11 protein-coding genes are annotated in these 10,825 nt (G+C 69.5%); 4 read left to right on the forward strand and 7 right to left on the reverse strand.

Features of this window, described 5'->3' with window-relative positions:
• The first annotated feature begins 36 nt into the window (after positions 1-36).
• The gene (locus BWR60_RS14000) at positions 37-912 is read left to right on the forward strand and encodes a bifunctional transcriptional activator/DNA repair enzyme AdaA (RefSeq protein WP_088151643.1); all 876 of its coding nucleotides are present in this window, start codon (positions 37-39) and stop codon (positions 910-912) included.
• 80 nt (positions 913-992) lie between these two features.
• On the opposite strand, the gene BWR60_RS14005 is transcribed toward BWR60_RS14000, so the two are convergent.
• Positions 993-1,370 carry a winged helix-turn-helix transcriptional regulator gene (locus tag BWR60_RS14005; RefSeq protein ID WP_230983051.1) on the reverse strand — a complete coding sequence of 126 codons (378 nt, stop codon included), beginning with the start codon at positions 1,368-1,370 and terminating at the stop codon, positions 993-995.
• Positions 1,371-1,418: 48 nt separating this feature from the next.
• Between BWR60_RS14005 and BWR60_RS14010 the strand changes: the two genes are divergently transcribed.
• Positions 1,419-2,234: an SDR family NAD(P)-dependent oxidoreductase gene (locus tag BWR60_RS14010; protein WP_088151644.1), complete on the forward strand. Its 816-nt coding sequence runs from the start codon at positions 1,419-1,421 to the stop codon at positions 2,232-2,234.
• 183 nt (positions 2,235-2,417) lie between these two features.
• Positions 2,418-3,869, forward strand: coding sequence for an amidase (locus tag BWR60_RS14015; protein WP_088151645.1), 1,452 nt, complete (start codon positions 2,418-2,420; stop codon positions 3,867-3,869).
• Between the two features lie 202 nt (positions 3,870-4,071).
• Here the strand turns inward: BWR60_RS14015 and dapB are convergent, their stop codons facing one another.
• From dapB to BWR60_RS14045, 6 genes are all read right to left on the reverse strand, one after another.
• Positions 4,072-4,908 (reverse strand): 4-hydroxy-tetrahydrodipicolinate reductase, encoded by an 837-nt coding sequence (gene dapB, locus BWR60_RS14020; protein WP_088151646.1) that lies wholly within the window; start codon positions 4,906-4,908, stop codon positions 4,072-4,074.
• Positions 4,909-5,035: 127 nt separating this feature from the next.
• Positions 5,036-6,169, reverse strand: coding sequence for a molecular chaperone DnaJ (gene dnaJ, locus BWR60_RS14025; protein WP_088151647.1), 1,134 nt, complete (start codon positions 6,167-6,169; stop codon positions 5,036-5,038).
• A 134-nt stretch (positions 6,170-6,303) separates the two neighbouring features.
• Positions 6,304-8,223 carry a molecular chaperone DnaK gene (gene dnaK, locus BWR60_RS14030; RefSeq protein WP_088151648.1) on the reverse strand — a complete coding sequence of 640 codons (1,920 nt, stop codon included), beginning with the start codon at positions 8,221-8,223 and terminating at the stop codon, positions 6,304-6,306.
• A gap of 206 nt (positions 8,224-8,429) precedes the next feature.
• Positions 8,430-9,056 (reverse strand): rhomboid family intramembrane serine protease, encoded by a 627-nt coding sequence (locus BWR60_RS14035; protein WP_088151649.1) that lies wholly within the window; start codon positions 9,054-9,056, stop codon positions 8,430-8,432.
• A 71-nt stretch (positions 9,057-9,127) separates the two neighbouring features.
• Positions 9,128-9,481, reverse strand: coding sequence for an MmcQ/YjbR family DNA-binding protein (locus tag BWR60_RS14040; RefSeq protein WP_088151650.1), 354 nt, complete (start codon positions 9,479-9,481; stop codon positions 9,128-9,130).
• A 16-nt stretch (positions 9,482-9,497) separates the two neighbouring features.
• The gene (locus tag BWR60_RS14045; protein WP_088151651.1) at positions 9,498-9,689 is read right to left on the reverse strand and encodes a zinc-finger domain-containing protein; all 192 of its coding nucleotides are present in this window, start codon (positions 9,687-9,689) and stop codon (positions 9,498-9,500) included.
• Between the two features lie 103 nt (positions 9,690-9,792).
• On the opposite strand from BWR60_RS14045, the gene BWR60_RS14050 reads away from it, so the two are divergent.
• Complete coding sequence (locus BWR60_RS14050) at positions 9,793-10,779, forward strand: ABC transporter ATP-binding protein (protein ID WP_088151652.1); 987 nt, start codon at positions 9,793-9,795, stop codon at positions 10,777-10,779.
• The last annotated feature ends 46 nt before the right edge of the window (positions 10,780-10,825 follow it).

Below are 10,825 nucleotides of genomic sequence, written 5' to 3' on the forward strand. Positions count from 1 at the left end.
GTTGCCCGCCAGGGCCGGCGGCGGGACAGTGGCGTCATGAACGCCCTTCTCGCCGATGAGCCGGCTGATGCCGCCGACGAGCCGCACCACGACGCTGTGGCGCGGGCCATCGCTCTGCTGGTGGAGCGGCGCGACGACCCGCCGGACTTGGCGACGCTGGCGGCCGAGGCCGGGCTGCACCCGCACCATTTCCAGCGCGTCTTCTCGCGCTGGGTCGGGATCAGCCCGAAGCGCTTCGCCCAGTATCTGCGGCTCGACCATGCCCGCCGGCTACTCAGCGTCCAGGCCAGCCTGCTCGACGCCGCGCTCGACACCGGCCTGTCCGGCCCGTCGCGGCTGCACGATCTGTTCGTGACCTGCGAGGCGATGATCCCCGGCGACTGGAAGGCGCGCGGCGCCGGGCTGGTGATCCGCTGGGGCGTGCAGTCCAGCCCGTTCGGCCGCTGCATCGTCGGCGTCACCGACCGCGGTGTCTGCTGGTTCAGCTTCGTCACCGGCGACGAGGGCGCGGCCGTGGCCGAATTCGCCGGCGAATGGCCGGGGGCGGAGCTGGTGCGCGACCAGGCGGCCACCGCCACGGTGGTGGCGCGGATGTTCGCACCGGTGGGGCAGCGTCCGCCGCTGCCGGTGCTGCTGCGCGGCACCAACTTCCAGGTCAAGGTGTGGGAGGCGCTGCTGTCGATTCCGGCCGGCATGGTGGCCAGCTATGGCGACATTGCCATTGCAATCGACCGCCCGTCCGCCAGCCGCGCGGTGGGCGGGGCGGTCGGGTCCAACCCGGTGTCGGTGCTGATCCCCTGCCACCGCGTGATCCGCGCCAGCGGCATCCTCCACAACTACCGCTGGGGCCCGACCAAGAAGCAGGCCCTGCTGGCCTGGGAGGCCGGGCTGACCGGCGCCGAAGCAGCCTAGATCACATTCTGGCCAGCGGCGTAAATGGCACCCGGGAAAAGCCAGGCCTCGCAAAAGTGCGCCAGAGACGGCGAGGGCCACTAAACCGGATGGCGGACCGAGAAATTGCGCGTCGCTATCAGCACGGGCAGCAGTTGCCTGCCCATCTCTGACAATTGATATTCGACACGCAGGGGCTTCTCGCCAAAATCTACTCTTTCGATAAGTCGGTCGTCCGCCAGTTCACGAAGATGCTGCGTCAGCATTTTCTGCGAGATGCCTGGTAAGTCCCGCTTCAACTGCAAGGTGCGAATCGAAGGATCGGCGTAGAGCCGGAAGAGAATTGGCAACTTCCAGCGTCCTTGTATCATCCGTATCACTCTGGCCACGTGCGAAACTGAACCCTCCGGCCCGAGACACACTTCCCGTTCCTCATGCGCGGTAGGCACATAAAAGTGCGTACTTGTCTCGTCCATCATCCTGCTCAACCTACAAAGCCATCAGCACTGTAGAGTGGGTTTCCAGCGATGGATTTACAATTGAATGGCAAGAAGGCGCTGATCACGGGGAGTAGCAAGGGAATTGGTGAAGCAATTGCCAGGAAGCTCGCCCTGGAGAAGGCGATCATCATCGTTCACGGTCGAGATGGAGCTCGGGCAGAGCAAGTTGCCGATGCCATCATTGCGCAGGGTGGACATGCCCATATCGTCGTTGGGGATCTCACGCATGACGACGAGGTGCAGCGATTGGTCGATGAGGCAGAAGGGCTCGCTGGCCCCATCGACATCCTGGTCAACAACGCGGGAGGCTCGGACGGTTCCAGGCAGAGCTGGATAGATCCACGGCCCGCCTCCTGGGCGTCCGCCTATGATCGCAATGTCCTGGCTGCCCTTAGGATCACCACGCGGCTGTTGCCCAAGATGCAGCGAGCCAGATGGGGACGCGTGATCAACATATCGAGCGTTGCCGCAACGATGCCGCCACCGTCTGCGCCGGACTATTCGGCATGCAAGGCGGCCATGAACGCCATGACGGCCTCGATGGCGAAGGCGGTGGCGGCCGACGGCGTCACGGTAAATGCCGTTTCTCCGGGCACGATACACAGTTCCACGCTCGATGCCCGCTTCCGTGAAGTTGCGGCGGAGCGCGGAGTGGCGGACAGGAACGCACCATGGGAGGATATCGAGCGTGCTGTCCTGCCGATGTTCGCTCAGGTCCCCGTTGGCCGGGTCGGTCGGCTGGACGAAATTGCGGATGCCATCGCCTTCCTCGCCAGCCCGATCGCAGGGTACATAACTGGCATCAATCTGCGGATCGATGGCGGGCTGTCACCCAGTCTCTAGAATTCTCGCGCGCCATTTTTGAGGAAGACGGCCCATCGGCTGCGCTACTCACGGATTGTGGATCAGCAGCTCTCGACATAGGCGGCAAACAGCTGCCCAGGGCCGTCATGACAGCTCCGCAACCGGTTGGCGTTGCCGGTCCCGGGCCCCATGCTAGCCTTCTGTCAAAGCAGGGAGGGACAGATGGCCATCGTCACCGAGGCCCTGATCCGAGATTACGCGGCGCGCGACGGGCTGGGGCTGGCCGAATGGGTGCGCGACGGCGACGTCTCCGCGGCCGAGCTGGCGGAGACCGCGATCACGGCGATCGAGCGGCTGAACCCGCAGCTCAACGCCGTCACCATCAAGGCCTACGACCTCGGGCGGCAGGCGGCGGCGCACGCCCCGGCAGGCGCCCCCTTCGCCGGGGTGCCGTTCCTCTTGAAGGATCTCGGCTCGCAATGGCAGGGCGTGCCGGCCACCGCCAGCTGCGCCTGGCTGCGGGACCTGCCCGCCCCCGTCGACGGCGAATCGACCCGGCGGGTCAAGCAGGCCGGCTTCAGCATCCTCGGCCGCAGCAACGTGCCGGAGAATGGCTGGTGCATCTCGACCGAGCCGCGACTGTATGGCCGCACCCACAATCCCTGGCGCGCGGATGTGACCTCCGGCGGCTCCAGCGGCGGGGCCGCCGCGGCGGTGGCGGCGCGGCTGCTGCCGCTGGCCGAAGCCTCCGACGGCGCCGGCTCGATCCGCGTGCCGGCGTCGAATTGCGGCCTGGTCGGGCTGAAGCCATCGCGCGGCCGGGTCTCCTCCGCCCCCGGCGCGGTCGATGTCTGGTATGGCGGGGCGAATTTCCTCTGCGTCTCGCGCACCGTGCGCGACACCGCTGCCTATCTCGACGCCGTGGCCGGTGGCACGCCGGGCGACCCCTACACCCCGGCGACACCATCCGGCAGCTGGGCCGAGGCGGCGCGGCAGCCGGCCAAGGGGCTGCGCCTTGCGATGGTCACCCGGGCGCCGGACGGCAAGCCGGTCCATCCGGAGGTGACGGCAGCGCTGCGTGGCACGGCGCGGCTGCTGGAGGGGCTGGGCCACACGGTGGAAGAGATCGATCTCGATTTCGACGCGCCGACGGCCTGGGCCGCCTACACCCGCATGGGGGCGGTGCAGACGGCGGCGATGTTCGCGGCGCTGGAGCCGGTGGCGGGGCGGCCGGTGACGCCGGAAGAGGTCGAGCCGATCACCTGGGCGGCGATCGAGCGCGGCCGGTCGATCAGCGGCGTCGGGCACGCGGCCGATGTCGAGGCGCTGCGGCAGTTCGGCCGCATCCTGGTCGGGCAGCTGCTGCCCTTCGACGCGGTCCTGACCCCGACCCTGACCCAGCCGCCCCGGCCCTTCGGCCATTGGGACATGACCATGACCGACTACGACGCCTACAACGCGCTGTGGTCGGATGCGGTGTTCATGTTCCCGTTCAACCTGTCCGGCCTGCCGGCGCTGTCGCTGCCGATGCATTGGACGCCGGACGGGCTGCCGGTCGGGGTGCAGCTGGCCGGCCGCGGCGGCGACGAGGCGACGCTGCTGCGCCTGGCGACCCAGCTGGAAGCGGCGCAGCCCTGGATCGACCGCCGGCCGCCGCTGTGTGCCGGGGCCTAGAGCGGGCAGCAAATTTTTGCCTCTCCCGCTTGCGGGAGAGGTCGGAGACGCGAAGCGGCTCCGGGTGAGGGGAGTTCGTCGAGGCCGGGACCAGCCCTCACCCGCCAGCGCTGCGCGCTGTCGACCTCTCCCGCGTCCGGCGGGAGAGGCTACGCGAAAACGCTCGACATCCGGTCGGCCGCGGCCCTCAGTTCACTCCGCTCTAGCTCAGCCCCAGCACATCGGTCATCGAGTAGAGGCCGGGCGCCCGGCCGCGGCCCCACAGGGCGGCCTTGAGCGCGCCGCGGGCGAAGATGCCGCGGTCGGTGGCCTTGTGCGTCAGCTCGATGCGCTCGCCGGCCCCGGCCAGGATCACGCTGTGCTCGCCGACCACGTCGCCGCCGCGCAGCGTGGCGAAGCCGATGGCGCCCTCCGGCCGCCTGCCGTCGCGGTCGATCGCCTTCACGGCGTCGAAGTCGACCTCACGGCCCTCGGCGGCGGCGCGGCCCAGCAGGATGGCGGTGCCGGAGGGGGCGTCGATCTTGTGGCGGTGGTGCATCTCCACCACCTCGATGTCCCAGCCGGCATCCAGCGCGCGGGCGGCCTGGCGCACCAGCGCCGCCAGCAGGTTCACGCCCAGGCTCATGTTGAAGGACTGGATCACCGGCGTGTGGCGCGCCGCCCGTCCCAGCGCCGCCAGCTGCTCGGCCGAGAAGCCGGTGGTGCCGACGACATGCACCGCCTTGCCCTGGGCCGCGAGGGCGGAGAAGCGGACCGAGGCCTCGGGCCGGGTGAAGTCGACCACCGCATCGGCGGTGGCGAAGAGCTGCACCGGGTCGTCGGAGACGGTGATGCCGCAGGCCGGGCGTCCGGCGAGCAGGCCGGCATCCTGGCCGATCGCGGCGCTGCCCTCATGCTCGACCGCGCCATGCAGCGCCACCGAGCCGTCCGCCGTGTCCAGCACGGCCTGGATCAGCATCCGGCCCATCCGGCCGGCGGCACCGGTGACGCCGATCCTGACGGGGCCCTCGGCGGGGCGTGGGGTGTCGCCGGCGGTCATGCGGCAGGGTCCTTCAATGGTCCGGGCGTCCGGAAAAAGGACGCATCGGCTCTTTGCGGCCCCTGGATCGCCGGGTCAAGCCCGGCGATGACAGAAAGGAGGAATGGCGGTCCGGCTTGCGCCGCCGCTATTCCTTGAAGAACTCCTTCACCTTGGCGAAGAAGCCCTGGCTCTCCGGGCTGGTGCCGCCGCCGCCCTCGCGCTCGAACTCCTCGAGCAGCTCGCGCTGGCGCTTGGTCAGGTTGACCGGGGTCTCGACCTGCAGCTCGACATACATGTCGCCACGGCCGGCGGAGCGCAGCACCGACATGCCCTTGCCGCGCAGGCGGAACCGGGCGCCGGACTGGGTGCCGGCCGGCACCGTGATCTTGGCCCGGCCGCCGTCGATCGCCGGGATCTCGATCGGCCCGCCCAGCGCCGCCGTGGCCATCGGGATCGGCGCCTTGCAGAACAGGTCGGCGCCGTCGCGCTGGAACAGCGCATGCGGCCGCACCGACAGGAAGATGTACAGGTCGCCGGGCGGGGCGCCGCGCATGCCGCTTTCGCCCTCGTTCGACAGGCGGATGCGGGTGCCGTCATCCACCCCCGGCGGGATGTCGACCTTCAGCGTCTTGTCCTTGCGCACGCGGCCGGAGCCGCTGCAGTTCCGGCACGGGTTCTTGATCACCCGGCCCTGGCCGCCGCAGCCCGGGCAGGTGCGCTCGACCGTGAAGAAGCCCTGGGAGGCGCGGACCCGGCCGGCGCCACCGCAGGTCGGGCAGGTCACCGGCTGGCTGCCGGGCTCGGCGCCCGAGCCGTCGCAGACCTCGCAGGCGACCGAGGACGGCACCTTGACCGTGGCCTGCTTGCCGAGGAACGCCTCCTCCAGCGTGATCTCGAGGTTGAAGCGGACATCGGCGCCGCGGCCCGCCTGGGCGCGCTGGCCGCCACCGCCGCGGCGGCCGCCCATGAAGTCGCCGAACATCTCCTCGAAGATGTCGGCGAAGCCGCCGGAGAAGTCGGCCCCGCCCGGGCCGCGGGGCCCGCCGCCGCTGCCGTCGAAGGCGGCGTGGCCGAAGCGGTCATAGGCGGCGCGCTTCTGCTCGTCCTTCAGGACGTCATAGGCCTCGTTGATTTCCTTGAACTTGTGCTCGGCGGCGTGGTCGCCCGGGTTGCGGTCCGGGTGATACTGCATCGCCAGCTTGCGGTAGGCCTTCTTGATCTCGTCCGCGCCGGCGCCGCGCGCGACCCCCAGAAGATCGTAAAAGTCCTGCTTCGCCATGCCGTCCTCGTGCCGAACCGGGAGAGCCATGACAGCCCCGGCCCGGATGAAAAACCGCCCCCGCGCGGTCCGTCACGGACCCTCGCGGGGGCGATATCTGCCCTTATCGGTGTGTCGTGGTCATGCGACCGCGGTCACGCCGACTTCTTCTTCTTGTCGTCGTCGACTTCCTCGAAATCGGCGTCGACCACGCCGTCATCCGGCTTCGCCGAGGCCTGCTCGCCGCCTTCCGGCGCCGCGCCCGACTCCTGGCTGGCCTTGTACATGGCCTCGCCGATCTTCATCGCCGCCTGGGCCAGGGCGTCGGTCTTGGCCTTGATCTGCTCGGCGTCGTCGCCGGTCACCACCGACTTCAGGTCGGCGATCGCGGTCTCGACCGCGGCCTTGTCGGACGCGTCGACCTTGTCGCCGAACTCCGCCAGCTGCTTCTCGGTCGAATGGATCAGGGCGTCCGCATGGTTCTTGGCCTCGACCGCCTCGCGGCGCTTCTTGTCGCTGGCGGCATTGGCCTCGGCGTCCTTGACCATCTTGTCGATGTCGCCGTCCGACAGGCCGCCCGAGGCCTGGATGCGGATCGCCTGCTCCTTGCCGGTCGCCTTGTCCTTGGCGCTGACATTGACCAGGCCGTTGGCGTCGATGTCGAAGGTCACCTCGACCTGCGGCATGCCGCGCGGGGCCGGCGGGATGCCGACCAGGTCGAACTGGCCGAGGATCTTGTTGTCGGCGGCCATCTCGCGCTCGCCCTGGAACACACGGATGGTCACCGCGGTCTGGTTGTCCTCGGCGGTCGAGAAGGTCTGGCTCTTCTTCGTCGGGATCGTGGTGTTGCGCTCGATCAGCCGGGTGAACACGCCGCCCAGCGTCTCGATGCCCAGCGACAGCGGGGTGACGTCGAGCAGCAGGACGTCCTTGACCTCGCCCTTCAGCACGCCGCCCTGGATGGCGGCGCCGACGGCCACGACCTCATCCGGGTTCACGCCGCGATGCGGGTCCTTGCCGAAGAACTGCTTCACCGTCTCGATGACCTTGGGCATGCGGGTCATGCCGCCGACCAGGATCACCTCATCGATCTCGCTGGCCTTCAGGCCGGCATCCTTCAGCGCGGCGCGGCACGGCTCGACCGTGCGCTGGATCAGGTCGTCGACCAGCGCCTCGAGCTTCGCCCGGGTCAGCTTGATGTTCAGGTGCTTCGGGCCGGACGCGTCGGCGGTGATGAAGGGCAGGTTCACCTCGGTCTGGACCGAGGAGGACAGCTCGATCTTCGCCTTCTCGGCCGCTTCCTTCAGGCGCTGCAGGGCCAGCCGGTCCTTGCGCAGGTCGATGCCCTGCTCCTTTTTGAATTCCTCGGCCAGGTAGTCGATGATCTTGGCGTCGAAATCCTCACCGCCCAGGAAGGTGTCGCCGTTGGTCGACTTCACCTCGAACACGCCGTCGCCGATCTCCAGCACCGAGATGTCGAAGGTGCCGCCGCCGAGGTCGTAGACCGCGATGGTGCCGGTCGCCTTCTTGTCCAGGCCATAGGCCAGGGCGGCCGCCGTCGGCTCGTTGATGATGCGCAGCACCTCGAGGCCGGCGATCTTGCCGGCGTCCTTGGTGGCCTGGCGCTGGCTGTCGTTGAAATAGGCCGGGACGGTGATGACGGCCTGCGTCACCTTCTCGCCCAGGAACGCCTCGGCCGTCTCCTTCATCTTCATCAGGGTGAAGGCGGAAATCTGGCTCGGCGCGTACTTCTGGCCGCGCGACTCGACCCAGGCATCGCCATTGTCGCCGGACACGATCTGGTACGGGACCAGGCCCTTGTCCTTCTGGGTCATCGGGTCGTCGTAGCGACGGCCGATCAGGCGCTTGACCGCGAAGATGGTGTTCTCGGGGTTGGTCACGGCCTGGCGCTTCGCCGCTTGGCCGACCAGCCGCTCACCCGACTCGGTGAAGGCGACGATCGACGGCGTGGTGCGCGCGCCCTCCGCATTCTCGATCACCCGGCCCTGGGCCCCATCCATGATGGCGACGCAGGAATTGGTCGTGCCGAGGTCGATACCGATGACTTTGCTCATCTCTTCCTCATTCCTTCAGCAGGTCGCGGCTGGCCCTCGGTGAGGCACCGCCGGGACCCCCAATGTTTCCATGCCGCCCGCGGGCGGCTCTTGCTTCCCCGTGCATATAGGCGGGGCGTCCTCGGGCTGCAACGTGGAGTCTGCAGGATTGTGACGCCCCTGCACGGCTGTGGCCGCCGCGTCACGCCCCTGGTCGGGCTGGCCGCTCAGGCCCGCCGCGGCGCGCCCAGCAGCAGCCCGGCCAGGAAGCCGCCGATATGCGCCTGCCAGGCGATCTGGGCGTCCACGCCCATGAAGCCGCCGCCCATCACGGCGAACAGGGCGTTGGCGATGATGGTGAAGCCGATCAGGTTCAGGGCCAGCCGGCGGCCAGCCGGGTCATGCCGGGCCAGCGCGATCCGGCAGAAGGCGCCGATGCAGCCCGACACCGCGCCGGAGGCGCCGATCAGCGTGGTCTGCTCGCCCCAGCTCGCGGCGATCTGCGCCAGGGCGGCGGCCACGGTGGTGACCAGCAGCAGCACGGTGTAGCGCCGCGGCCCGTATTGCCGCTCGCAGACGCTGCCGAAGGCCAGGAAGAACCCCAGATTGGCGATCAGATGGATCGGCTCGTAATGGACCAGCGCGTAGAACACCAGCGACGCGACCACGGACAGGGCGTCGAGCGGCGGCAACTGGCCGAGATAGCCGAAATAGGCCGGGACCACGGCCATGCGGTCGATGACGGGCGCCCACACCGCCTCCGGCAGCAGGTGCAGCGCGGCGAAGACCGCGACCATGACGACGCTCAGCCACAGCGTGATCGGCGGGACATTGAAGATCGGCTCGCGCGACATGGCCCCTCGGGCGCTCGGAACGGGTCCCGCCTCTTACAGGAGCGGCGGCCGGATCGGAAGCCCGCGATCCGTCACGCGGGGCCGAGGATCTCCGCCCGGGCCGCCCGGGTCAGCTTGGCCAGGACCAGGCGGTGCGCCTCGCGCAGATAGGCCTGCAGGTCGTCCGCCGGCAGGGCGTCCAGCGCCGCCGCCACCCATTTGGCGCGGGCCAGATAGGGCGCCGGGCGGATGCCCGGCTGCTCGACCAAGAGGATGTAGGAGAACTCCGACGCCTTGAACCAGGCCTCGGGCTCGCCGCGCGACATCCCGGCCAGGATGGCGAAGATCTTGCCGCCGACCTTGAACACATGGGCGCCGCCCCACTGCACGCTCAGCATCGCGCCGGGCAGGGTCAGGCAGAAATCCTCGACCGTTTCGGGCGTCATCGCGCCCTCCGCGGGGTCAGTGGCCGTGGCGGTTGGCCTTGCGGACGAAGCGGCGGCCGCAATAGTTGCACACCACCTCGTGCTCATGCCCGATCGGGTAGTAGACCATCGGGTGGCCCAGCGGGCCGCCGCCGCCGTCGCACCCGACGGTCTCGACATCGCGGTCGACCTCGATCACATCGGACGGCTGGGTGGCTGCGGGCTGCATGGCTCGGAATTCCTGGCGGCAAGGGCGGACGGGCGATGATTGCCCGGATTCCGGCCGGATGATACCCATGGCGCCAAGCCGATCAACCATTTCGCACGGACCCATGGCCGCCGAGCCGCCGAACGCCGCCCCGGAGAGCGCCATCCGGCTGCGCGGGCTGACCAAGACCTATCGCGGGCGCAACCGGCAGCCGGACAAGCTGGCGCTGCACCCGATCGACCTCGACATCCCGGCAGGCTCGATCTTCGGCCTCTTGGGCCCGAACGGCGCCGGCAAGTCGACGCTGATCAACATCCTGGCCGGCCTGGTCACCAAGACCGCGGGCGACGCCTGGATCTGGGGCTTCGACATCGGCCGGGCGACGCGCCAGGCGCGGGCCGCGATCGGCGTGGTGCCGCAGGAGCTGAACATCGACCCGTTCTTCACCCCGCGCGAGCTCCTGGACCTGCAGGCCGGCCTCTACGGCGTGCCGAAGGGGGAGCGGATCACCGCGGAGCTGCTGCAGGCGGTCGGGCTGGCCGACAAGGCCGACGCCTATGCCCGGACGCTGTCGGGCGGCATGCGACGGCGGCTGATGGTGGCCAAGGCGATGGTGCATTCGCCGCCGGTGCTGGTGCTGGACGAGCCGACCGCCGGCGTCGATATCGAGCTGCGGCGCAGCCTGTGGGCCCATGTCCGGGCGCTGAACCGGGCCGGCACCACCATCGTGCTGACCACGCATTACCTGGAGGAGGCGGAGGAGTTGTGCGACCGGATCGCGATCATCGATCAGGGCCGCATCGTCGCCTGCGACAGCACCGCCAACCTCTTGTCCAGCGTCGACAGCAAGACCCTGGTGGTGAGCCTGAGCGAGCCCTTGGACGCGCTGCCGCCGGCCCTCGCCGCGCGGGGCATGGAGCTGGCCGGCGCCACCCGGCTGGTGGTGCGCTACCGGCCCAGCGAGACCCGGCTGGGCGACCTCCTCACCCTGATGGACCAGGCCGGCATGCGCATCGCCGACCTGTCCACCGAGGAGACGGATCTGGAGGACATCTTCCTGCAGCTGACCGGCGAGGGCGCCGCCGCGGCCCGGAGGGCGGCGGGGGAGTAGGCGCCGGGGCCCGCCCCCCTCACCCTCCCGTCGCCAACGCGACGGG

The organism is Inquilinus limosus (assembly GCF_002195995.1).
GTDB classification, from domain to species: domain Bacteria; phylum Pseudomonadota; class Alphaproteobacteria; order DSM-16000; family Inquilinaceae; genus Inquilinus; species Inquilinus limosus_C.

Excerpts from the sequence above, each read along its gene's own strand:
- BWR60_RS14000 (WP_088151643.1), top strand. The coding sequence starts at position 37 with ATGAACGCCCTTCTCGCCGATGAGCCGGCTGATGCCGCCGACGAGCCG.
- BWR60_RS14005 (WP_230983051.1), bottom strand. The coding sequence starts at position 1,370 with ATGATGGACGAGACAAGTACGCACTTTTATGTGCCTACCGCGCATGAG.
- BWR60_RS14010 (WP_088151644.1), top strand. The coding sequence starts at position 1,419 with ATGGATTTACAATTGAATGGCAAGAAGGCGCTGATCACGGGGAGTAGC.
- BWR60_RS14015 (WP_088151645.1), top strand. The coding sequence starts at position 2,418 with ATGGCCATCGTCACCGAGGCCCTGATCCGAGATTACGCGGCGCGCGAC.
- dapB (WP_088151646.1), bottom strand. The coding sequence starts at position 4,908 with ATGACCGCCGGCGACACCCCACGCCCCGCCGAGGGCCCCGTCAGGATC.
- dnaJ (WP_088151647.1), bottom strand. The coding sequence starts at position 6,169 with ATGGCGAAGCAGGACTTTTACGATCTTCTGGGGGTCGCGCGCGGCGCC.
- dnaK (WP_088151648.1), bottom strand. The coding sequence starts at position 8,223 with ATGAGCAAAGTCATCGGTATCGACCTCGGCACGACCAATTCCTGCGTC.
- BWR60_RS14035 (WP_088151649.1), bottom strand. The coding sequence starts at position 9,056 with ATGTCGCGCGAGCCGATCTTCAATGTCCCGCCGATCACGCTGTGGCTG.
- BWR60_RS14040 (WP_088151650.1), bottom strand. The coding sequence starts at position 9,481 with ATGACGCCCGAAACGGTCGAGGATTTCTGCCTGACCCTGCCCGGCGCG.
- BWR60_RS14045 (WP_088151651.1), bottom strand. The coding sequence starts at position 9,689 with ATGCAGCCCGCAGCCACCCAGCCGTCCGATGTGATCGAGGTCGACCGC.
- BWR60_RS14050 (WP_088151652.1), top strand. The coding sequence starts at position 9,793 with ATGGCCGCCGAGCCGCCGAACGCCGCCCCGGAGAGCGCCATCCGGCTG.